This window comes from Ignavibacteriales bacterium (genome assembly GCA_026390815.1).
Lineage (GTDB): Bacteria > Bacteroidota > Ignavibacteria > Ignavibacteriales > SURF-24 > JAPLFH01.
In genome coordinates, this window is sequence record JAPLFH010000054.1 from 52075 (window position 1) to 74714 (window position 22640).

General features: G+C 32.6%; 20 protein-coding genes. 14 read left to right on the forward strand and 6 right to left on the reverse strand.

Annotated elements, in window-relative coordinates; genetic code table 11:
- The first annotated feature begins 167 nt into the window (after nucleotides 1-167).
- From NTX22_16245 to NTX22_16265, 5 genes are all read left to right on the forward strand, one after another.
- Entirely contained in the window at nucleotides 168-1121 is a 954-nt protein-coding gene (locus NTX22_16245) for an ROK family protein (GenBank protein MCX6152077.1), read from the forward strand.
- 143 nt (nucleotides 1122-1264) lie between these two features.
- Nucleotides 1265-2212 carry an ROK family protein gene (locus NTX22_16250; protein MCX6152078.1) on the forward strand — a complete coding sequence of 316 codons (948 nt, stop codon included), beginning with the start codon at nucleotides 1265-1267 and terminating at the stop codon, nucleotides 2210-2212.
- A gap of 78 nt (nucleotides 2213-2290) precedes the next feature.
- On the forward strand, nucleotides 2291-3448 hold the full coding sequence (locus NTX22_16255; protein ID MCX6152079.1) for an MFS transporter: 1158 nt from the start codon (nucleotides 2291-2293) through the stop codon (nucleotides 3446-3448).
- Nucleotides 3449-3471: 23 nt separating this feature from the next.
- On the forward strand, nucleotides 3472-4233 hold the full coding sequence (locus tag NTX22_16260; GenBank protein MCX6152080.1) for a sugar isomerase domain-containing protein: 762 nt from the start codon (nucleotides 3472-3474) through the stop codon (nucleotides 4231-4233).
- A 520-nt stretch (nucleotides 4234-4753) separates the two neighbouring features.
- Nucleotides 4754-5344: a hypothetical protein gene (locus tag NTX22_16265; protein ID MCX6152081.1), complete on the forward strand. Its 591-nt coding sequence runs from the start codon at nucleotides 4754-4756 to the stop codon at nucleotides 5342-5344.
- A 64-nt stretch (nucleotides 5345-5408) separates the two neighbouring features.
- Here the strand turns inward: NTX22_16265 and NTX22_16270 are convergent, their stop codons facing one another.
- On the reverse strand, nucleotides 5409-5654 hold the full coding sequence (locus NTX22_16270; GenBank protein ID MCX6152082.1) for a hypothetical protein: 246 nt from the start codon (nucleotides 5652-5654) through the stop codon (nucleotides 5409-5411).
- Nucleotides 5655-5974: 320 nt separating this feature from the next.
- Between NTX22_16270 and NTX22_16275 the strand changes: the two genes are divergently transcribed.
- Complete coding sequence (locus NTX22_16275) at nucleotides 5975-6616, forward strand: NAD(P)-binding domain-containing protein (GenBank protein ID MCX6152083.1); 642 nt, start codon at nucleotides 5975-5977, stop codon at nucleotides 6614-6616.
- 53 nt (nucleotides 6617-6669) lie between these two features.
- On the opposite strand, the gene nagA is transcribed toward NTX22_16275, so the two are convergent.
- A complete protein-coding gene (gene nagA / locus NTX22_16280) occupies nucleotides 6670-7827 on the reverse strand; it encodes an N-acetylglucosamine-6-phosphate deacetylase (GenBank protein ID MCX6152084.1) in 1158 nt (385 codons plus the stop codon).
- A gap of 249 nt (nucleotides 7828-8076) precedes the next feature.
- Between nagA and NTX22_16285 the strand changes: the two genes are divergently transcribed.
- The 4 genes from NTX22_16285 to NTX22_16300 all read left to right on the forward strand — a co-directional run bounded on the left by NTX22_16285 (nucleotide 8077) and on the right by NTX22_16300 (nucleotide 15658).
- Complete coding sequence (locus tag NTX22_16285) at nucleotides 8077-11172, forward strand: tetratricopeptide repeat protein (protein ID MCX6152085.1); 3096 nt, start codon at nucleotides 8077-8079, stop codon at nucleotides 11170-11172.
- A gap of 150 nt (nucleotides 11173-11322) precedes the next feature.
- A complete protein-coding gene (locus NTX22_16290) occupies nucleotides 11323-13776 on the forward strand; it encodes an AMP-binding protein (protein ID MCX6152086.1) in 2454 nt (817 codons plus the stop codon).
- A 168-nt stretch (nucleotides 13777-13944) separates the two neighbouring features.
- Nucleotides 13945-15144 (forward strand): hypothetical protein, encoded by a 1200-nt coding sequence (locus NTX22_16295; protein MCX6152087.1) that lies wholly within the window; start codon nucleotides 13945-13947, stop codon nucleotides 15142-15144.
- Nucleotides 15145-15154: 10 nt separating this feature from the next.
- Entirely contained in the window at nucleotides 15155-15658 is a 504-nt protein-coding gene (locus NTX22_16300; protein MCX6152088.1) for a GNAT family N-acetyltransferase, read from the forward strand.
- A gap of 89 nt (nucleotides 15659-15747) precedes the next feature.
- On the opposite strand, the gene NTX22_16305 is transcribed toward NTX22_16300, so the two are convergent.
- On the reverse strand, nucleotides 15748-16029 hold the full coding sequence (locus tag NTX22_16305) for a hypothetical protein (protein ID MCX6152089.1): 282 nt from the start codon (nucleotides 16027-16029) through the stop codon (nucleotides 15748-15750).
- Nucleotides 16030-16232: 203 nt separating this feature from the next.
- On the opposite strand from NTX22_16305, the gene NTX22_16310 reads away from it, so the two are divergent.
- The 3 genes from NTX22_16310 (at nucleotide 16233) to NTX22_16320 (ending at nucleotide 17694) form a co-directional block, all read left to right on the forward strand.
- Nucleotides 16233-16697 carry a YbaK/EbsC family protein gene (locus tag NTX22_16310; protein ID MCX6152090.1) on the forward strand — a complete coding sequence of 155 codons (465 nt, stop codon included), beginning with the start codon at nucleotides 16233-16235 and terminating at the stop codon, nucleotides 16695-16697.
- Nucleotides 16698-16803: 106 nt separating this feature from the next.
- The gene (locus NTX22_16315; GenBank protein MCX6152091.1) at nucleotides 16804-17364 is read left to right on the forward strand and encodes a GNAT family protein; all 561 of its coding nucleotides are present in this window, start codon (nucleotides 16804-16806) and stop codon (nucleotides 17362-17364) included.
- 6 nt (nucleotides 17365-17370) lie between these two features.
- Nucleotides 17371-17694, forward strand: coding sequence for a cupin domain-containing protein (locus tag NTX22_16320; GenBank protein MCX6152092.1), 324 nt, complete (start codon nucleotides 17371-17373; stop codon nucleotides 17692-17694).
- A gap of 43 nt (nucleotides 17695-17737) precedes the next feature.
- On the opposite strand, the gene NTX22_16325 is transcribed toward NTX22_16320, so the two are convergent.
- Entirely contained in the window at nucleotides 17738-19996 is a 2259-nt protein-coding gene (locus NTX22_16325; GenBank protein MCX6152093.1) for an ATP-binding protein, read from the reverse strand.
- Nucleotides 19997-20132: 136 nt separating this feature from the next.
- Here NTX22_16325 and NTX22_16330 point away from each other — a divergent pair, with 136 nt between their 5' ends.
- Nucleotides 20133-20708, forward strand: coding sequence for a phosphatase PAP2 family protein (locus NTX22_16330; protein ID MCX6152094.1), 576 nt, complete (start codon nucleotides 20133-20135; stop codon nucleotides 20706-20708).
- Between the two features lie 104 nt (nucleotides 20709-20812).
- Here NTX22_16330 and NTX22_16335 read toward each other — a convergent pair whose 3' ends face one another.
- The gene (locus tag NTX22_16335) at nucleotides 20813-21043 is read right to left on the reverse strand and encodes a hypothetical protein (protein ID MCX6152095.1); all 231 of its coding nucleotides are present in this window, start codon (nucleotides 21041-21043) and stop codon (nucleotides 20813-20815) included.
- Between the two features lie 178 nt (nucleotides 21044-21221).
- Entirely contained in the window at nucleotides 21222-22571 is a 1350-nt protein-coding gene (locus NTX22_16340) for a phosphomannomutase (protein MCX6152096.1), read from the reverse strand.
- Nucleotides 22572-22640 lie beyond the last annotated feature (69 nt).

A 22640-nucleotide genomic window follows, 5' to 3' on the forward strand; every position in this document is an offset into this window, starting at 1 on the left:
AATTTATTTTTTGGAATAAATAACTTGATTTAATAGAAACATTTTATTATTGTTCGCCTCTAAATTCATTACTCGTCAATAAATTTATTTGTATATTATTCATAAATAAATTTGTATTAATTATCCGGTAAACCATTCTTAAATTATTTTTATAAAGGGAGAAAACTTTGGCTGTAGTTGCAATTGACCTTATAAGTACCAGCATTACAAGTGCAGTAATTAGTATGGCTGGTAAGGTGATGAACAAAGAAGTTATTCCAATCGAAAATATTGGTGGAATTGAAGTTAGCCAGTTAATTCAAAAACAAATTAAGAAACTTCTTGTAACTTACCAGAACGATCCCATTCAAATTAAATGTATTGGAATCTCTGTTCCTGGAATATGTAATTCCAAAACCGGAAATATATGGGCTCCTAACATTCAAGGTTGGGAGGATTATCCATTACTGCAAGATTTAAATACTTTGTTAAAAGGGAAAAATGTTAGAGTGCGGATTGACAATAACCGCACGTGTTCTATTTTAGGTGAGCATTGGCTCGGTGCTGCAAAAGGTTGTAAGAATGCAATCTTTCTATCTGTTGGAAAAGGAATTGGTGCTGGAATACTTATCGATGGCAGAATATTACATGGGTTTACTGATGCAGTTGGTGCTGTCGGTTGGTATGCTTTGCTTCGTCCATATAAAGAATATTATAAGGAAAAAGGATCGTTGGAGTATTATGCCTCGGGGAATGGAATACTAAATCATGCCAGAGAAATGATTTCAAAAACGGATAATTACTCGGGAGTGTTACTTAAAAAAGATTTAAAACACCTTACTATTATAGAATTAGTGGAAGCCTACAAACAGAAAGATTCTATTTCAATAAAAGTATTTAAAGAAAGTATAGAATTTTGGGGAATGGCTGTAGCAAATCTAATAAGTTCATTCAATCCTGAAATCATGATCTTTGGAGGAAATGTATTTGGTCCAGCACTTTTATTTGTCGAAGAAATTAAATCGGAAGCAAAAAAATGGGCACAACCGCTTAGCATTAATAAAGTAAAATTTCTTCCTTCTCAACTTGGTGCTAATGCCGGATTGTTTGGTGCCGGACATCTTGCTATTGGAAAATTTTGATGACCGATGTGATATTAATTAATTTCTAAAAGTCAATAATTATTTTTTAATTTTTTATAATATTTTTCTACTTGACAAACTTGCCTTTAATAATCTAAGTTTCCTTAAGAAATTTAATCTGTTATTTTTTTCAGAGGAACATAATGCCAGTAATTGCTTTAGACCTTGGCGGCACCAAACTTTCAGGTGCAATATTTACAAACGATGGAAATATGCTCAAAAAAAATTTTCTTGCATTGGAAAAGCGTAAAGGAAAAGAAGTTGGTGAAATAATACAAAATTTAGTTAAGGAGTTATTGCAGTTTGCAGAACTTCAGAAAATTAATATTGAAGCAATCGGTATATGTATACCTGGAATAGCTCATTCTAAAACCGGCAAAGTCTGGGCACCTAATATCCCTGGCTGGGATGATTACCCGTTACTTGATGAAATTAATTCCATTGTTGACGGAAAAAATATTAAAGTTACAATTGATAGCGATAGAGCTTGCTATATACTTGGAGAGGTTTGGCAGGGTTCGGCAAAAGGATGCAACGATGCAATTTTTCTTGCGGTTGGAACTGGAATTGGTGCGGGAATTTTGACTGAAGGAAAAGTGCTTCGCGGTTCACACGATATTGCCGGAGCAATAGGCTGGCTTGCGCTCGATCGACCTTTTTATGAAAAGTATGTAAGCTGCGGATGTTTTGAATATCATGCATCGGGAGAAGGAATTGCAAGAATTGCAAAAGAATTTCTGAACCAGGAAATAAATTATGAGGGTGTTCTTAGAAAAATTAATTTAGATAATCTAACAGCGCGGGATGTTTTTGAAGCGTATACAGCTAAAGATGAAATCGCAATTAAAGTATTGAATCTGGCAATTGAGTTTTGGGGAATGACAGTTGCTAATTTGGTAAGCTTGTTTAATCCAGAAAAAATAATTTTTGGTGGCGGAGTATTTGGTCCTGCAGTACAATTTTTAGATAAAATAATGATCGAAGCGAGAAAATGGGCTCAGCCAATTAGTATCAATCAAGTTAAACTTGAAGGCTCGGTTCTTGGTGGAGATGCAGGGCTTATTGGTGCAGGATACTTAGCCTTAAAATAAAATTATGAATATAAAAAACAAAAGTAATAAGAAAATTTATTTCCAATTTTGGGTCAATAACTGCAACGGAGTTGCTTTATGTACAAAAAGAATTTAGTGTTCATTGCAGCATGTTTGGGTATGTTACTTTTTGGAGTAGTTTTTCTTTCATTAGGTACTGCACTTACGTTTATCAAAATAAAATTTGCAATTGATGATTTGACAGCTGGTTCTCTTGCATCCTCGCTGCCATTTGGAATGTTACTTGGATCGATCATTTTTGGTCCGGTGGTTGACAGATATGGATATAAAAATCTATTGATCATTTGTTCATTGTTAATACTTGTTGCTTTTGAAGGTATCGCTTTGGCTGCTTCATTATTAGTCCTGCAGATTTCTTTTTTCCTAATCGGATTTGGCGGCGGAGTTATAAACGGTGGAACAAACGCTTTAGTTGCTGACATCAGCTCTGAGGGAAAAGGTGCAAACTTAAGTTTGCTTGGTGTCTTTTTTGGAATTGGTGCACTTGGAATGCCAATTGTACTTGGTGCTTTAACAAAATATTTTACATATGAAGCTGTAATAGCCAGCATCGGAGCATTAGTTATTCTCCCTGTTTTATTTTTTCTTGTTATCAAATTTCCTACTCCAAAACAAACACAAGGCTTTCCAATTAAGCAAAGTTTAAGTTTAATAAAAGAAGGCTCACTTATTTTAATGGGTTTCATTCTTTTTTTCGAAAGCGGGCTTGAAGGAACTGTGGGTAATTGGACAACAACTTTTCTTAAGGATAAAAGTTTTTCACCTGAAGATGCATTATACGTACTTTCGGTGCAGGTTGCAGCATTAACTCTTACCAGGTTAATTCTTGGTGGATTATTAAAGCGAATGCGTTCTTACATCGTCTTGATAATTTCTTATGCATGCATTTTTGCCGGGGCGCTTGTATTAGCTTATGCTAACACTTTTGGAATTGCAGCAATAGCAATGATTTTATTGGGAATTGGATTTGCCGCTGGATTCCCTGTAATACTTGGATATGTTAGCGATATTTATTCAGCATTATCTGGAACAGCGTTCAGCATTGTACTGGTTATGGCATTAACAGGTAATACTTTATTAAATCTTTCAGTTGGTGCAATTTCACAATCTATGGGAATTAAATTATTTCCAATAGTATTAATGATAAGTGTTTTACTTATGTCAGTCTTTTTTGGAGTTGTTATTAAAAAAATATCTATTAAAATAAAAATTTAATCTTACTATATAACGGAGACAATATGTTAGCTAAACAATGGTTAGAAAATTCGCGCGGCGTAATGGATGAAATTGAAAAAACTCAATTAGACAATATTAAAAAAGCTGCAATGGTTATGGCGGATACAATTGAAGCTGGAAGATGGGTACACACTTTTGGTTGTGGACACGCTACATTGCCAATTGAAGAAATGTATCCCCGCATTGGTGGATTTGTTGGTTTCCATCCAATGATCGAACTGCCTCTTACATTCTTTACAAATATTGTTGGTGGAATGAGCGTTCACCAATTTGTATTTCTTGAAAGAGTTGAAGGCTACGGTAATGAAATAATGAAAGGATACAATTTTGATCCTAAAGATTGTATGTGGCTTTTTTCTCATACAGGAATTAACGCAGTAAACATTGATGTTGCGCTTGAAGCTAAAAAGAAAGGTATGAAGGTTATTGTATTTGGATCTGCAAAGGAAGCGGATGGTAAACAAACCCGGCATAGCTGTGGTAAAACAATTTTTGAATTAGCTGATATTGTAGTCGACACATGCGTTCCGATCCAAGATGCTTCTGTACCTTTAAAAAATCATATTGATAAAATTGGTCCAGTTTCTACGATGGCTTTTATAACTGCAGTTTGGATGACAGTATGTACTGTTGCAGAAATTCTTGCAGACCGTGGAGTAAAGTTGTATATCCATCCATCCCACAACGTTCCAGGTGATACAACAGCAAAAGAACGTTTAGATGAAGCGTTATATGAGTATAAAAGAAGAATTGCCGGTGTTTGATTTTATATAAACAAGTAAAATATTTCTATAACTATTGATGTTTGTTAAATTGGGGTAAGACTAACTTATGATTTAATCTTATCCTTATATTTTAATAATCTAAGCTTTTTAAATATCACATAGAATTTTTTATCTTCAATAAATTCTCCAATTAAAATGGTTTAAACAAATTAAGAATCTTATTCTTGAAAAATAATGTTCTTCTCTTAATTTTCAACCAATTTTACTCTACTTCATTTAACGTTTTATGAAAAGATTATGAATCTGGCGATCAACTTAGTTTTAAAATGTGTTGTTCTTTATTGAAATATATTATAATTTGCCTTCCGGAATGATAAATGAATCTTTATAATTGCTCTGTGAGCATAGATAATGAATACAAAAAAAACCAATCATCTTACAACTATTAACTCCGCTTTTTATAACTCGCGAAAAATTTACTGGCAGGAAAATATATACAGTCGACCATTAAATTCTACCATATTCAATTATTTACTAAAGTTAGTTGGAGGTAGTGATTATGGAAAATACCGAAAGGAAAATTTTAGGTAATAAAAAATTAGTTGATTCCGTTCTGAATTCTAAAAGGGTATTTAAGTTTAGAATAGCTTTTTTCAAAACTATTATTCTTATTTTTTTTACAACCCCCACATCAATTTTAGCTCAGGAAACAAAGAAAGATACGGCTATCGTTACTGAAGTATCGTTGCAAAAACTGGATGCAACACTTGGTAAAGATGGTTTTTTACAATTAAAGAATTTTACAAAAGTGGATGGTTCAGTAATCTCGCTGATGGAAGTACGGATTTATGAAGATATTCTTCAATCCGTTGCCGGTAAAGGAGTCGGACAAATATCAGATGAAGATATTTTGCATAAAGAAAGTGTTGGCGAAACAATTTTACTATTTTTTAAAAATGGTGTTACAGCAATTCGGCTTCATCCAAGCAGAACAGTTGTAGAAGGGCTTGGGGGTGAGCCGATGGCAACTTACAATATTAAAAATCATCCAAAGGATGAAAACCTGCGAATTGTTGAGATTAACGGAAAAGATAAGTTTATTGTTAGAATAAAAGGTAAACCAATCGAGCCTATTATTTGGAAACGATAATGTACAATAAATTGAAGTTGAAGTTTACTTCTACTGCTTTATTGCTAGGATTTCGGAACTTGCGTTATTGCATAATAAATTTTTTTAGCTCATCCTCTTTAAGATAATGTCCAGCAATTTTCGACCAGATTTTACCACCTATAAATCCTGAAGTAATAACCAAAACAAAAGAAGCGATTTTTAGAATTACATTTAATAAACTGCTACTGTTCAATTCAATTCCAACTTTTGGTAGAATTATTTCTAATTCATAATACAAAATCCAAATACAGAAAAGCATTGGTGCTACAACAGACCAAATTTTTGTCATTAACAAAATCCAGTTTCTAGTTTTCTCTTTAAAATTTTTGCCAGCTAATAAATCGTTTTCATTAAACCAACCACAACATTTGGCGGCACAGATTATTCCTGATAGAAGAATCCAGAATATTAAAAAAATTGTAATCATATTTTAATTGGATAGATGATTCTAAGTAAGTTTAATCATTTTCGTTTCAAAATTACTATTCTTTTTATTGTCCAACAAACAGCGGATTAAATTTGTATGGAAGTTATCTAAATATAATCTTATGGAATTATAATAATTAAAAATACATTTTTAATTTATACAACAATATAAAGAGGACAAATATGAATGTTGGAATAATTGGTTCTGGAGTGGTTGGTCAACAGCTTGGATTGGGTTTTCTTAAATCCGGTTACAAAGTTAAAATTGGAACACGTGACGCACCTAAACTTAATGATTGGCTGAACACTGCCGGCGTAAATGCATCTGTAGGAAGCTTTAAAGATGCAGCTTCTTTTGGGGAGCTGATTGTATTAGCAACTTCCTGGGCAGGAATTGAAAGCGCAATCAACCTTGCTGGAAAAGAAAATTTTAAAGGTAAGGTTACAATAGATGTAACCAATCCGTTGGATTTTTCACAAGGTGCTCCACCAAAATTTGCAGCGAGCCTTGGTAATTCACTGGGTGAACAAATTCAGCGTTGGCTGCCCGATACAAAAATTGTAAAAGCGTTCAACACTATTAGCGCATTTTGTATGATTAATCCCAAACGTGAAGAAGGCATGCCGGATTTGTTTATTGCCGGCAATGAAAATGAAGCAAAAAAAATTGTTTCGGATATTGCCCAAAACTGGGGATGGATTTCTGTCATTGATCTTGGAGAAATCCCAATGGCTTACTGGTTAGAAACATTTGCCATGCTATGGATTTATTACGGATTCAAATATAATAACTGGACGCATGCATTTAAATTACTTAAAAAATAAAATCAATTTTCAACTGTTACTGTTGTTTATTCAATCGTAACAGTTTAATTTATTCACTCGTGGTAAACAACCTTACCATTAATAATAGTGGTATTTACAGAATAATCCTTATTCAGTAAAACTAAATCTGCGTCCTTTCCTACATCAAGTGAACCCTTTCTATCATAAATGCCTAACAGTTTTGCGGGATTTTTAGTAACCGTATTAATTGCGGTTTTAAAAGAGCAGCCCGTAAACTGCATAAACTTTACTGCAATGTTTCCCAGACTCATTGCAGATCCGATCAATGTGCCATCTAAATATCTTGCGGCACCTGCCTTCGAATCATATTCTCTTCCATTATAAACATATCGCCCCTCTGGCAAACCAATTGCCTGAACTCCGTCTGTTATGCAAATGCATCTTTCCGGTCCTATAAATTTATAAATTATTTTTACTATAGCGGGATGAAGATGATGCCCATCGCTTATAATTTGCGCAGAGACTTCTTCATTTTCAAAGATAGCTGTCAATGGTCCAGGGTTCCGGTGATGAAAAGGCATCATTGCGTTAAAGATATGAGTGATATGATTTATTCCGGCTTCAAATCCATTTTTTGTTTCTTCATAATTTGCTTCTGAGTGCGCAAAGGAAGCTACAATTTTATTGCGAACTAATTGTTGAATAATTTCAAGGTTGCCTGAAAGCTCCGGGGCGATGGTCATCATTTTTAATTTATGTCCGGTTACTTCCAAAATTTCTTTAAGTTTTTCCGGGGATGATTCATAAATACTTGCCGGGTCCAATCCACCTTTCTTTTTAATATTTATAAAAGGTCCTTCAAGATGAAATCCAAGCAATGTTGCTCCGCCCAAATCTGAATCAACAAATTCTCTTACCAGTTTAAGATGTTTGTTTTCTTCTAAAGGTTTAACAACGGTTGTACCCAAATACGCTGTTGTTCCAACACGGGCTAAAGTTATGGATATCGTTTCCAGTGCTTCCTTAGTTGCATCAAGTATATCAGCTCCTCCCGCTCCCTGTATGTGTACGTCAATAAAACCAGGTGCAGCAATTCTACCTTCAGCATCAATTTCTTCCACAGTATCAGTTGTTATCTTTTTCTGGTTTACTTCACTAATTTTTCCATCGTTAATCAAAATATTATATTTTGCCGTCTTAGAAAGTGAACTATAATGCCTGCAATTTTTAATCAGAATAGAATTTTGCATTATCATTTATCCTTTAAAATAATTTGTTAATAACAATTACATTATCATAATTAAAAAAGGAAAACCAAAAAAACAAATTTGGTACAATGTAAACCTGATTCTAAATTCACCATACATTGCGTTTATTGAAACAGTTGCAACTATTCCAAAATCTTTTTATTATTATTCCGGACTTAATAATTGCATTTCTTTTTCCTCTAACTTTAAAGTCCAAGGGTTTTCATTCAAACTATTTAAAAGGAATTTGCAATGACGCCAAAAGAAGAAGCCGACTTATTGCTAATAGAAGGGAATGATTTATTTGAGCTTAGTAATTTTTCCAATGCTTTGGAAAAATATCAGGAAGCAATAAAAAAGGATCCCAATTATCCAAGTGCATTTTTAAATAGTGGATTAGCTTTTTTGAGATTGGGAAAGGATAAAGAGGCGATTGATAATTTCCGTAAAGTTTTAGAATTAGAACCTAATAATAAAACTGCATACCGGAACCTTGGTATTGCTTACGCCAACCTACTGGATTTTGATAATGCTATACTGAATTTGGAAAAAGCGTTAGAGATTAATCCACTCGATTCTGCTTTGTACAACGATTTAGGTAACGCATATCTAAACTCAGGGAAATATGAGCTTTCAATAACACAATATAAAAAAGCGTTAGAAGTCGATCCAAATTTTATTTACGCATTCTATAATTGGGGATTAGCTCTTGAAAAAATGGATAAATTATCTGAGGCTGTAGAACAATATCAAAAAGCAATTCATTTGGAACCAGATTATCTTAATGCTAATAAAAATTTAGCAGGGATACTTCTAAAACTTGGAAACAACAGTGAAGCTATTGATCTCTACAAAAAAATTATTATAAAGGATCCATCAGCAGTTAATGCATATATAAATCTTGGAAAGGCGCTGTTAAATCTTGGTAAGTTCGAAGAAGCCATCAAACAATATGAAACTGCAATCAATATAAATCCCACGGACGCAATTGTTGCAGAAGATCTAAGTAGGCTTATACCGGAAATAAAAACCAGAAATGAATTTATAACCCGAATTCAAAAAAAAGTTGATGAAGCTGATAAAGCAGAGGTTTACAATCGCTGGGGAAATGTTTTTTTTGATCTGAGAAAATACCAACTGGCAATTGAACAATACAAAAAAGCCATCCTATGTGATAAGGAATTCATTTATGCGCATCATAATTGGGGATTGGCGCTAGAACGGCAACATTTATATTCTGAAGCGGTTCCTCATTTTAAGGATGCTTTGATTATTGATATAAATTATGCCGATTCTATAAAGAGTTTAGCGGATTGTCTTTTCAAACTAAAAGATTTTGCTAATGCTGAAGTAGAATATAAAAAATTAACTAACCTCGATTCCCAAAATGTTTTTTCATTTATTAATTATGCTAACGTTCTAAGTAAACTTAACCGATTTGAAGAAGCCTTCGAGCAATATAAAATCGCAAGCGGGATTGGTCTACGCGAAGCACTTGCATCTGATGAGTTTAATTTGATAATAACTAAAATCCAAGATAAGAAAGATGGGTTAAAGGAAATTCAGGAAATAGTGGACAGGCGTTCTAATGCAGAGGTTTATAATGATTGGGGAAATGTTTATTACTCATTGATGGATTATCCTAATGCAATCGAGCAATACTATAAATCAATTCAAATTGATCCGAAGTTTGTTTATGCTTACCACAACCTCGGTCTTTCTTATTTCAACTTGAAACAGTACAACCGTGCAATTGAAGAATACAAAAATGCAATTGAAGCTGATAAAGATTACGCATCAACATATTATAATTACGCTTTCCTTCTTGATAGAAAAGGAGACTACAAATCAGCCTATGAAATTTGGGAAAAGGCATCTGAAACTTATGAAAAAGGGAAACCCTCTGCCATTGAAACTAAAAGTGCAGAACACATGCTTTATTATGGAGATATTCTTCACTCAGTTTTTCAGGATTATCCTAATGCCGAAAAAATTTACAAAGAAGGATTAAAAATTGACCCTGAATATATTCCTATTCTTATCAATCTTACGAGTGTTTATCTGGATATTAAAGAAAACACAATTGGCAAAGATGATGAGAGTGCATCGGCGAGAATTAAGGCTCACTGGAATGCCTGGGAAAATTTTAGGATGGCAGAAAAACTTTTGCTGGAAAACCTTACTAATGAGGATGATTATTTGAGCCGACTTGATCTGGGTGATTTATATTTAATGATGGGACAGTATGAGAAAGCCAAAGAAGTTTTGAAAAAAGCTATAGAAAAAGATAAGGACCTTGCTAGAGTTCATTCAAAACTGGCTATTACTTATTTCCGTTTGGAAGATTACAAAAAAGCAATTAAGAATTTTGAAATTGCAATCGATCAAGATCCGGATAATCTTATTCTTCAGGCTGGACTGGCAGAATCATATTTAAAAGCTGAAATGATTGAGAAAGCGGAAGCAGGTTACAAGAAAATTTTAAATACAACACCGTTCAATGTAGAATCCTTAATAGGACTTGGAGAAATTTATACGCAAATGGCGGATAAGGAAGACACTGATTTATACCCTTTGGCAATTGATTGTCATACAAAATCCCTTAATTATGCAAATTCAAATAAAGGCTCAAAAAAGTTAAAGCGCAGTGAATTGTCAGCAGTTCACTACTCGCGTGGATATGCACGGGTAAAATATTATGAATCCATGAAATTATCTAAAGATGAAAATGTTTTAATGCAGGCGATGGAAGATTTTAAATTATGCTATAATAATGATCCGGATAATCATAAAGCTAAACGTGCCCAGGAAAAGATTCAGAAGAAATTTAATTATAGTTCAGTACACTGGCTTTCAGAAAAGTTTGGTCCTACAGCTATTTTCATTTTTTCATTTTTATTTTTATTAACTGTGCAATGGTTGTACTTTGTTGGTAAACCAGTTTATGGAACCGGCAATTTTATGCTAAGTAATGAATCAATTGTAGAGTTGAAAAGATACGATGTACCAGACGAACTTTTAACAAAATTAAAATTAGTATTAGATAAAAAATTTACAAGCGAAGAAAAATTATTAACAAGGATCAAATTGATGATCAGCGAGCAAGAGCTTGAAAAATTCAAACCGCTAATTGCAGATGTATTAGAAAAGGAAAACAGTTTAAGAATCTGGCAGCCGATAGAAGTTGGTTACTATGGATTTTTAACTTTTGCTTCGCTGATATTTATGATTACCGGATTATACTTACCGCAAATACTTAAATTGAAAGTTGGTGGAATTGAATTGGAGAAAAGCGCCGTTGATCAAATTAAAACGAACGTAACTTTAGGAATTAGCAAATGGAAATGATAGGTGAATAATTGTTAGTCCTGACAGCGATTTTGCAATTTTTTTTTTCGCTCAAATCCACGTAAGGAAATAATTATCTTTGTTAATTGTCCGGCTTCAGTTATTTTCGTGTTGAACCAATAGAAAATTTTATTTTATAAGAAGTAAAAAATGAACTTTACCAAAAATTATTCTAAGACAGCTTTAATCCATAATGATAAAGATATTTCCTATGAAGAACTCATCAATTCAATAAGAAAATTTTCTTCACTCCTAAATATCACCAAGGGAGATCGCGTTGTAATCTTATCAGAGAACAGACCAGAATGGGGTTGCGCTTTTTTTTCTGTGTGGAATAAAAGAGGAATTGCTGTACCGGTTGATTTTATGTCCGGCTCAGACGAAATTGCTTATATAATAAATGATTGCAAACCTACAACAATATTTACTTCCACAAACAATCTACCTGTAATTAAAATTGCTTTAAAGGAAGTTGATTATAATCCGGCTCTTATCATTTTTGAAGAATTAATGTTAGATGATAACGGAGACGAAGAAAAATTATTTCCGGACGATAAGGATGATATTGCGGTAATAATTTATACTTCCGGAACTACCGGAAATCCAAAAGGAGTAATGCTTTCTTACGAAAATCTTTATTCAAATGTTGAATGCATAACAGGACTGGATGTAATAGGATTCAAAGATAGGGTAATTGCTATCCTTCCGTTTCATCATTCTTTTCCGCTACAAGGATCTATGCTAATGCCCCTTTTCATTGGCGGTACTGTAGTTTTTCTTAGTCAACTTTCTTCAGAAGAGATTATAAAAACTATGCAAAGACACAAAGTTACAATGATAATTGGCGTTCCAAGGTTATATAAACTATTTCATGACAGTATAATGAAAAAGATAAATGCTAATAAAGTTGCAAAACTACTCTTCGGTGTTGCTAAACGGATAAACAATATTTCGCTTAATAGAAAACTGTTTAAAAAAGTGCAGGATACATTTGGCGGCAATATGAAATATTTTATCTGTGGCGGAGCCAAGTTAGATGAAACTATTGCTCAGGATTTCTGGACGCTTGGATTCAAAACATTGGAAGGCTACGGAATGACAGAAGCTTCTCCATTAATATCTTTTAATCCACCAGAAAGAGTTAAAATTGGGTCAGTTGGTAAAGTATTCGAAGGAGCAAAATGCAAAATTGTTGATGATGAAATTGTTGTTACCGGCAGAAACATAATGAAAGGTTATTACAATAAAGAAGAAGATACAAATGATATTTTAAAAGATGGTTGGATTTATACTGGCGATTTAGGTTATGTGGACAAGGATGATTACCTGTACATTACTGGCAGGAAAAAAGAAATAATTGTTTTACCAAATGGAAAAAACCTAAACCCGGAAGAAATTGAATCCAAGATAATTACAAATTACCCTTACGTAAAAGAAATTGGAGTAATTCAAAAAGAAGGACAATTATTAGCAATCATTTATCCGGATTTTGCATTACTGGAAAAAGATCAAATTGTTAGCATACAGGAAACAATCAAGTGGAATGTAATTGATAAATATAACCGGTCGTCTTCATCTTATAAAAAGATTTTTAATTTTACTATTGTTCACAATGAACTTCCTAAAACACGGCTTGGTAAACTGAAACGATTTACCTTGATGCAATTATTACAAAAAGAAAAAAAGGAAAAATCTGCTGTTGAAGTGCCGGATTACCAGGAATACAAACTGCTCGAAGAATACTTAGAATCCGTTGTAAAGAAAGATATTTTACCGGAAGAGCATGTAGAACTTGATCTCGGTCTTGATTCCCTGGACAGGGTGGAACTTCAAGCACATATCGAAAAGATGTTTGGGATTTCGATGACGGATGAAGATTTATCACATCATTCAACAGTTGAAAAACTTGCTTTATTTATAAAGGAAAAGAAAACAAAAATTGAAAATGAAGTTATGCATTGGGGAAAAATGCTAAAGCAGGAAATCAAATATGATATTCCAAATAAAAATTATGTTCTCAAATCTTTAAAACTATTTTCAAAACCTTTTTTTAGATTTTATATGAAGGTGGAAACCGAAGGATTGGAGAATATTCCAGATTCGCCAGTCATTATGGTTCCTAATCATCAAAGCTTTTTTGATGGACTTATGATAGCAAACATTTTAAAGAATAGAATGCTAAACAGAACTTACTTTTTTGCCAACGAAAAAAATATTAAATCAAAAATCAGTCAGTACGTTGCAAGGAATAGCAACATCCTGGTAATGAACATAAACAAAAACCTTAAACTTACTCTGCAAAAAATAGCTGCTATTTTAAATGATGGAAACAATATGGTCATTTTTCCGGAAGGCAACAGAAGCAGAGATGGAAAGTTAACGGCTTTTAAAAAAACTTTTGCAATTATAAGTAAAGAACTGAACATACCAGTTATTCCAGTTGTAATTAAAGGTGCATACGAAAAATTTTCTGTTGAAAGCAAGTTTCCTAAACCAGGAAAGATCCAATTGAAATTTCTAAAACCAATTTATCCAGCCGATCTGGATTACGATGCAATAACCATGTTAACTCAAAACAATATTCAGAGTTATTTTCCCGAGTGATTTATAAGATCAAAAGGATTTTTAAGAAGCATTGTTTTATGAATATCAAAAATTTTTCTGACCATTGGCTGAACTGAATATTATTTAATTCAAGGGAAGATCGCTTGTTTTTGTTTCTAAGTCTGAGATAAGATAATATTCAAACCTGATGATCTATGTTAATTAATTATGAATTTTGATGAAATAAAATTGTTATTGCAAAAAGAATCCAGAGATTTTTTTGAATTACATAAACTTGAACAGCCAACATCTTTTGCATTAAAATTTAATTCGCAAAAGAATCTGCCAATAAGAGCCATAACTGAACAGATAAAATGTTATCAAAAAGCCATTAAGAAACTTCCCGGTCTTTGCACAAAAACATTGATTTATGAATCGGTTGCACTTGAGCAAGCTTCAAGTGAAGCTACTGCAGTTTACAAATCCAGCCTGGTTAGCGGAAAAAGAATTATTGATTTGACTGGTGGACTTGGTGTAGATTCGATTTTCTTTTCTAAAAATTTTTATGAAGTTTTTTACTGCGAAGATTCTGAAATACTTTGCGAAATATTTAAGAAGAATCTTATTGCATTGAACATCAAAAATGTTAAGGCAGATTGTAGGGATGGAATAGCTGCGATCTCGGGTTTTCCGAATGAATATTTTGATTGGATTTATATCGATCCTTCCAGAAGAGATGGACAAAAACGATCAGTTGGATTGGAACACTGCAGACCAAATATTCTAATTCATCTTAAGGAATTATTTTATAAGTCAGAAAATCTTTTAGTTAAAACCTCGCCAGCGATTGATTTTATAAAAATGAAAAGGCAGTTGCCGCATCTAAAAGAATTTATTGTTGTTTCTTTGAATGGCGAATGTAAAGAAATACTTTTGAATTTAAATAGAAACTCACAATCAGCTGAAGTAAAGATTAAGGCGGTGTTATTAACGGACGAAAATCAAAAAGAATTCGTCCGGTACGAAAACGATAATTACGCCAGGCAAATTGCAGCTAAAGTATTAACTTATTTTTATGAACCTGATGCTGCCATCATTAAAGCAAGGTTAACGGAAAAACTAGCTGAACAATTTTCTCTTTTCTTCATAAATGATTCGATTGATTATTTAACCTCCGCCACCAATGTTGTAAATTTTCCAGGGAGAATATTCGAAGTTGTAAGTGTGTTCATTTATAATAAAAAAAAATTAAGTACATATCTGAAAGTTAGATCAATAAATAAAGCCAACATAGCAAGGAGAGATTTTCCGGATTCACCTGAAACAATCCGTAAAAATTTTCATTTGAAAGATGGTGGAGATGATTATTTGTTTTTTACTAAAAATCAATCGAAAGATTTTATTGTAATTCATTGCAGGAAAAAATAAGGATATTAAAATGGAAACAGAGAATCAAAGTTCGAAATTAAAAATTGTTTCTGCACGTAAGGAAGATGTAACAATTGTTATTTCGTTTATTAAGCAATTAGCTGAATACGAAAAATTATCTAATGATGTTACCGCCACTGAAGAATTATTGACTAAGACATTATTTAGTCCTGGTTCAGTAGCGAAAGTTCTGCTTGCTTATTATGATGATGCACCAGCAGGATTTGCAATTTATTTTTTCAACTTTTCTACATTCGTGGGTAAACCAGGTTTATATCTGGAAGATGTTTTTGTAAAGCCACATCTTAGAGGAAAAGGAATTGGAAAAGCTATTCTTGTTCATCTTGCAAAAATTGCCATTGAAAAGGATTGTGGAAGATTTGAGTGGTCAGTTTTGAATTGGAATAAACCTTCAATTGAATTCTATAAAAATCTGGGAGCTAAACCGTTGGAAGAATGGAAAGTATTTCGATTAGATGGTAAGGCTCTTGAGAAATTATCAAAATCAAATTGATAATTCTTTTTAGCAACATCTTTAAAATTAGTGTTCGTCATAAAAAAAAGGAGAGCATAAGCTCTCCCTTTTTCATTAATAAGTGTTAATTATTTTGTTTCTGATTCTGTTTTAGCATTATCATCACTGCTTTTCATACCTGCATCTTTCTTATCGCTGCATTTATTTTCGCAATCTTTCATTTCAGTTTTGGCGCAGCAATTCATTATATTTTTTTTCTCTAATTTAGTATCGCAATTCATTTTATCTTTCTTAACAGATTTTTGTACTGTTTTTACTTCTTTCTTTACTTTATCCTGAGCAAAAGAGGAATTAAATCCTGAAAAAAGAAATGCCGCTGCAATTATTGCTACAAAAAATTTTATGCGCATAAATAACTCCTGATATTATGATTTGAAACTTATCTAACTGTGAAGCAAATTTAAGTAAAAGGTTATAGAGTTCAAATGAAAATTTCAGATAAAAATTTTTGCTTGAAAATGGACCAGTAGAAAAATGTATCGAAAATTTTGTTGTATTTCATTTTCTCTTTACTTAGATTTTCGCTGGGTTCAATCACAAATTGGAGGTTACAATGCCAGCAAAGAAGTTGAAAGAATTCCTGGATAAAAATAAAATTAAATACGTTAGTATTAAGCACTCACCAGCCTTCACCGCACAGGAAATTGCTGAATCAGCGCACATTACTGGAAAATGTTTTGCTAAAACTGTTATTGTAAAGATAGATGGCAAAATGGCGATGGCAGTTTTACCTGCCAAATATTTGGTTGACATTGATCTGTTGAAAGAAACAACTGGGGCAGAATTTGCGGATTTAGCAACTGAACAGGAATTTGAAGATCAATTTCCAGGATGTGAAGTTGGGGCAATGCCGCCCTTTGGTAATCTTTATGGTATGGATGTCTTTGTTGCAGAAACATTAACTAAAGATGAAGAAATTGCTTTTAGTGCTGGAACCCATACGGAAGTTATTAAACTTCCCTTCAAGGATTTTGAAAGATTAGTTAAACCGAAGGTAATAAGTTTTTCGTTGAAATAAGAAGTCCTTCATTTTTTTCAAAATTAGTAATCAGGGAATAAAATTATCTTTCCTAAGTTTAATTACTTTAATATTCTAAAAAATTCGTATGGGAGTAAAGTATAAAATGCAAAGCGAGTTGTTTGATACAGACATTATGATTAGCCGTTACTACCTTGAAGATGTAGACAGGCTTTATGAAGCGGTGAGAGAATCGGTTGATGAAGTTTCTATTTGGCTTCCTTGGTGCCATCCAAATTATTCTAAACAGGAGGCTGTTGATTATATCAATTTCCAAATGGATGCCTGGGATTATGGTAATGAATTTAGCTTTAAAATTCTTGATAGAAAAAATGGAAAATTGATTGGTGGAGTTGGATTAAACCAGTTTATTAAAGAGCATAAAACAGTAAACCTTGGTTACTGGATTAGATCAGGTTATACTGGAAAGGGAATTGCTACAACTGCTGCAATTCTTTGTGCAAAATTTGGATTTGATGAAATTGGGATAAATAGGATTGAAATAATTGCAGCGGTTGAAAACTTTGCAAGCATTAAAGTAGCAGAAAAAACCGGAGCCAGAAAAGATTGTATTTTAAGAAATAGGTTGCTCATCCATGATAAAATATATGATGCTGTTTTATTTTCATTAATTCCTGAAGATTTTAGCAACAAAATTATTTCCTGATAGATTATGAAATTAAAAAATATATTTTCGGAATTGCCAGATTCTAACCTTGAAGAAATTTTTGAAAGTTTGCTTGAAAAAGAAAACATTAGGATAGAGAGAATAGTTTCTACCGGACAATCATCTCCGGATGGATTTTGGTATGAACAGGAAATGAACGAATGGGTGATTCTGCTTAAAGGTTCAGCTTCTATTTTATTCGAAAGTGAAGAAGAAGAAAGATTATTAACAACGGGAGATTATATTTATATTCCTGCCCAAGTAAAACACCGGGTAAATTGGACAGATAAAAATCAAGAAACAATTTGGCTGGCTGTTCATTTTAGATAGCTAGTAATCAAAAAGTCTGGTTCTAATCGTTTAAGATATAATTTTATTTTACAACCGAATGATTCTGTATTCTAAGCCACTTATCAATTTTTTCCAGATAGTACTTTAGACTGAATGGTTTGTAAATAATATCATCCATACCCGCAGATAAAAACTTATCTGCTTCTTCTTTTAATGCAACCGCTGTAATAACAATAATCGGAATATTCTTATATCTGACATCTATCTCTCTAATTGAATTTGTAGCTTCAAATCCATCCATCTCGGGCATTACAATATCCATTGCAATTAAATCATATCTGCTGCCTTTGGCTAAAGTTAATGCCTCCCTCCCATTTTTAGCAGTGGTTACATTATAACCGGCATCCATAAGTATTTTTGCCTGAAAAGAATTATTAATTTCATTGTCTTCTACTATTAAAACATAATACCTGCTTCGCAATAACTTTAATTCCTCAATCGAGGCAGAGGAGTGTGAGATTTTTTCTTCATAATTATCAGGTTTTTTTATCAGTAAATCTTTTCTCAATTTAAATTTAGCCGAAAAGAAAAAGTTACTTCCTTTACCTTCTTCACTTTCTACATAAATATCTCCACCCATTAAATGGATAAATTCTTTACAAATCCTTAAACCTAAACCGGTACCTCCGTATATTCTTTTATATGAGCTGTCTACCTGGGAAAAAGGTTTGAACAAAAGATCTAATTTATTTTTTGGTATACCAATTCCTTCATCTTTAACTGATGAGAGTATAAAAACGTGTCCATTTTGCATTTCATTAAGAGAAATATTAATTGCAATTTTTCCTTTAAGAGTAAATTTGATTGCATTACTTAATAAATTGGCAAATATCTGTCTTAGGCGAACAGGATCGCCAATTAGAAGAAGAGGAACATCATCGGCAATGTTGCAGTTTATTTTTAAAGATTTCTCATCAGCTAAAGAAGATACAATGGAAATCGATTCATCCAATACTTCCCTTAGACTAAAATCAATTTCTTCTAATTCCATTCTTCCGGCTTCAATTTTAGAGATGTCCAGAATGTTATTAATAATATCTAAAAGTGAGGAAGCTGCACTTCGCGCTCTGGAAACGAATTGCTTTAATTCTTCCGGACTTTCATATGCATCTTGCTCAACTAATTCAAGGTAGCCAAGCACTCCGTTCATTGGTGTTCTAATTTCGTGGCTCATATTTGCCAAAAAAGTACTTTTAGCATCGCTTGCTTTTAATGCTTCTTTTGCAAGTCGATCAGATTTATTTTTTTCAATTCTTAACTCATCTTCTACAAGACGTCGTTCCCGTTCAAGATAAACTTCTTTTGTAATATCGTGCAGATTTCCTTCACAATAGTATTCCTGAGTTTCTTCATCAATCATTAATTTATTATTTAAGGAAACAATTATTTCATTTCCGTCTTTCTTCTTTAAATTAATTCTATAATTTTTAACTTCTCCCTGATCTTTACAGAGATTGAATAGAATACGTTTATCCTCAGGTTTAATATAAAGGTCATTTTCAACATTTATATTTGAAAGTTCTTCCATCGAACTGTATCCAAGCATATTAACTAATGCCGGATTTGAAATTATAAATTTTCCATTATATTCCGTCTGAAAGATACCTTCCGCAGAATTATCGAATAAGGAATGAAATTTCCTTTCTGAAATTTCTATCCTGAATGATTTTTCAGCAAGATCAATTCTCATTTTAAAATTTACTGCGCTGGCAACAATGGAAAGCATGCCAAGGAATAAAATAAAGATTATTGATTCAAAAATATTTGGGATGAAGTAGATGGTGGCATTGTTAAGAAAAATGGCTGAAGAAAAGACCAGGTTGTAATAAATGGCTACAACTATTTGGTTCTTTACTTCCCAACTTAAAAACAATGCTGATGTAAATATTATTAAGCCGGCAATATGGGAATTAAATTGAAGCGTAGTTGGGATCAGATAGATCATTATTGCCGATACAAGCACAATAGTAAGCAAAAGTAGGTGGACAAGTATTACTCGGTTATCCTTTTTGTGGAAAAAAAATGAATATGCCAAAACCCCAAATCCAATTAAAGTTTGTGTTAACCGTACTAAATATATTTGAGTTGCATGATTAGCAAAATATTTAACTTCAAATATTAGAGCAAATATACCGGCTATAGTAACCAGCATCGAAATAACTTTTAAGGGGGAAATTAATAGTTTTTCTAATTCGTCCTTAACACGTTCGTATCTTTTGGAAGAGAAAGGAAGTTCTATTTTATAGATATAATTAGCAAAGGAACTATTCACCTTATTCATTAACATCCCTGCGTTGTTTTCGAAGTCCAAATTAATAAAATTTTAGTTAAAGAACACTAATTATTGATGTCGGTCAAAAATTTATTCCATATCTTTGGTTTAGTGCTTTATAAATTAAAATTTATGGATTTAACCAATGCTCGATTTTTTTTATTCCATCGATGTAACTATTTTCTATTTTATTAACCAAACGCTTGCCAATCCTTTTTTTGATAAATTTTTTGTTTTTATAACTGAGGTTAAAAATTGGTACATAGCTTTTGTTATTCTATGGTTAATTTGTTTTTTTAAGGGCGGTAGATTGGGTAAAGTGGCGGCTATTGGTTCAATATTTTTGGTTATAGTTTCGGATCAATTTAGTAGTTTTTTTGTTAAGAATTTAGTTGAAAGAATTCGTCCTTGTAACATTCTTCCAGGTGTAAGAGATCTTACTGGTTGTTCAAGCAGTTTTTCCTTTCCATCTTCTCACGCGGTAAATAATTTTGCTGCGGCTGTATTTTTCTATAAATTTTTCCCAACCCTAAAGTGGATTTTATTTATTGTTGCTACACTAATTGCATTTTCAAGAGTTTATGTTGGAAGACATTATCCTTCTGATATTGTTGGTGGAGCTATTATTGGTGCGGCAATTGGTTATGTAATGGCGTTTTTATCACTTAAAATTAACGATTACATTGTTGCTAAATATAATTCCTTTACTGAAAAAAAATAATGAATTGGGGAAGTCCATACTGGACAACAATCTGATCTTATACAATGGATGGTGTTTAAAAGTATTTGCAGGTCAAATAAAACTTCAACCTGCAAATAAATTAATTACATCTGTGGTAAGCTATCATCTTTTAGTGTAAGCTCTATCTTCAAATTGATTTCTGCCCCGCTGAACAGAGTGTATTTGATATTTCCAATGCTGCATCTATAATCTTCCCCAACCAGATCACTTACAACTTTAGAAATGCCAGATTCCAGTGAATCAATTGAAACTGATTTTAGTTTGTTATGAAGGATTTTGTTAATGTCAAGATCTCTTTCGTTTTCGAGTGCCATATTTTATTACCTGTTAAATAATTGTTCTTTTTTTTATTAGACGGCTTCCATCTGAAAAGGTTTTACGTAAATTTACAACAAAAGATCGATTAAAGTTTTCTAAATAATTAAAAACATCAGATCAGCAGAAATTACATTTTCAGGTTGCAAAATGAAAGAACCCGGTATATGTTTCAAATTATTTAGATCTAATTGCTTTTAGCAACTCCTCAGTTTTTTCATTCAATAATTTAATATTTCGCTTCGTTTCTACATTAAGGCGAATAATTGGTTCGGTGTTAGACATTCTAACATTAAATCGCCAATCTTCATATTCTACGCTAAGTCCATCAGAATAATCTTTTTTACCGCCAGTGTACATTGAATCAAGTTCTTTAATTTTAGCCGCTGCATCAGAAATAGTTGAATTGATTTCTCCGGAACAAGGAAATTCATTAACCATTTCTTCAACTAATTGAGAAAAAGTTTTATTTTCTTCAGACATAAGCTGCAAAACCAGAAGGAATGGAATCATTCCACTATCTGAATAAGAATTATCTCTAAAGTAATGATGCGCAGACATTTCACCGCCGTAAATTGAATTTACTTCACGCATCTTTGCTTTTATAAATGCATGTCCACTAATTGATTGAACTGGGTTTCCACCATTTGCTTCCACTATTTTAATTGTATTCCAAACTAATCTTGGATCATGTACAATATTTTCACCCGGATGTTTCTTAAGTATTGATTTTGCCAGCAAACCTACAATATAATATCCTTCAATAAAATTCCCTTTTTCATCAAAGAAAAAACATCGATCGTAATCTCCATCCCAGGCTACACCCAAATCAGCTTTATTTTTAATTACTGCATCAATTGTTGGCTGCCTGTTTTCCGGTAGAAGCGGATTAGGAACTCCATTTGGAAAATTTGAATCGGGATTGGTAAATACTTTAATCATCTTAATTGGCAAATCATTTTCTATAGAATCTAAAGCTAAGCCAACACAACCATTGCCGCCATTTACAACAACTTTAAACGGTTTAATCTTTTCGCTATTATAAAACTTTTTTAGATTTTGGATGAAAGGAGTCATAACATCTTCCTTAATAACATTTCCTTTGTATTTACTAAGTTCATCGAATTCATTTCCCAAAATCATTCGTTCAATTTTATTTAAGCCAGTTTCATAGCCAACCGGAACAGAGTCTCTTTTTACGAATTTCATTCCATTATACTCAGGTGGATTGTGGCTTGCGGTTATCATAATTCCACCATCGGCATTTAAAAATGGGGTAGCGAAATAAATCATTTCTGTACCGCAAAGACCAATATCTATAACGTTAACACCGCTATCATTAAATCCATTAGCTAACGCTACAGATAATTCTTCAGAAGATTTTCTGATATCGTGACCAATGACCACGGTTTTGCATTTTATAAGTTTTGTGTATGCCCTACCGATTTTGTATGCTAAATCAGCGCTCAATTCACCGGGCACTTTTCCTCTAATATCATATGCTTTAATGGCGGAAATTTTTTCCATACAATCTTCCTTTGAAATGACAGTTGTAAATCAATAAAACCTTTGAGTTAAAATAAAATATTTTTACAA

Bases quoted from the DNA above. Each gene is read 5' to 3' on its own strand.
- NTX22_16295 (MCX6152087.1), top strand. From the start codon at position 13,945: ATGAATTTTGATGAAATAAAATTGTTATTGCAAAAAGAATCCAGAGAT.
- NTX22_16270 (MCX6152082.1), bottom strand. From the start codon at position 5,654: ATGACAAAAATTTGGTCTGTTGTAGCACCAATGCTTTTCTGTATTTGG.
- NTX22_16335 (MCX6152095.1), bottom strand. From the start codon at position 21,043: ATGGCACTCGAAAACGAAAGAGATCTTGACATTAACAAAATCCTTCAT.
- NTX22_16300 (MCX6152088.1), top strand. From the start codon at position 15,155: ATGGAAACAGAGAATCAAAGTTCGAAATTAAAAATTGTTTCTGCACGT.
- NTX22_16285 (MCX6152085.1), top strand. From the start codon at position 8,077: ATGACGCCAAAAGAAGAAGCCGACTTATTGCTAATAGAAGGGAATGAT.
- NTX22_16330 (MCX6152094.1), top strand. From the start codon at position 20,133: ATGCTCGATTTTTTTTATTCCATCGATGTAACTATTTTCTATTTTATT.
- NTX22_16340 (MCX6152096.1), bottom strand. From the start codon at position 22,571: ATGGAAAAAATTTCCGCCATTAAAGCATATGATATTAGAGGAAAAGTG.
- NTX22_16250 (MCX6152078.1), top strand. From the start codon at position 1,265: ATGCCAGTAATTGCTTTAGACCTTGGCGGCACCAAACTTTCAGGTGCA.
- NTX22_16315 (MCX6152091.1), top strand. From the start codon at position 16,804: ATGCAAAGCGAGTTGTTTGATACAGACATTATGATTAGCCGTTACTAC.
- NTX22_16260 (MCX6152080.1), top strand. From the start codon at position 3,472: ATGTTAGCTAAACAATGGTTAGAAAATTCGCGCGGCGTAATGGATGAA.
- NTX22_16265 (MCX6152081.1), top strand. From the start codon at position 4,754: ATGGAAAATACCGAAAGGAAAATTTTAGGTAATAAAAAATTAGTTGAT.
- NTX22_16275 (MCX6152083.1), top strand. From the start codon at position 5,975: ATGAATGTTGGAATAATTGGTTCTGGAGTGGTTGGTCAACAGCTTGGA.
- NTX22_16320 (MCX6152092.1), top strand. From the start codon at position 17,371: ATGAAATTAAAAAATATATTTTCGGAATTGCCAGATTCTAACCTTGAA.
- NTX22_16310 (MCX6152090.1), top strand. From the start codon at position 16,233: ATGCCAGCAAAGAAGTTGAAAGAATTCCTGGATAAAAATAAAATTAAA.
- NTX22_16325 (MCX6152093.1), bottom strand. From the start codon at position 19,996: ATGAATAAGGTGAATAGTTCCTTTGCTAATTATATCTATAAAATAGAA.
- NTX22_16255 (MCX6152079.1), top strand. From the start codon at position 2,291: ATGTACAAAAAGAATTTAGTGTTCATTGCAGCATGTTTGGGTATGTTA.
- NTX22_16290 (MCX6152086.1), top strand. From the start codon at position 11,323: ATGAACTTTACCAAAAATTATTCTAAGACAGCTTTAATCCATAATGAT.
- nagA (MCX6152084.1), bottom strand. From the start codon at position 7,827: ATGCAAAATTCTATTCTGATTAAAAATTGCAGGCATTATAGTTCACTT.
- NTX22_16305 (MCX6152089.1), bottom strand. From the start codon at position 16,029: ATGCGCATAAAATTTTTTGTAGCAATAATTGCAGCGGCATTTCTTTTT.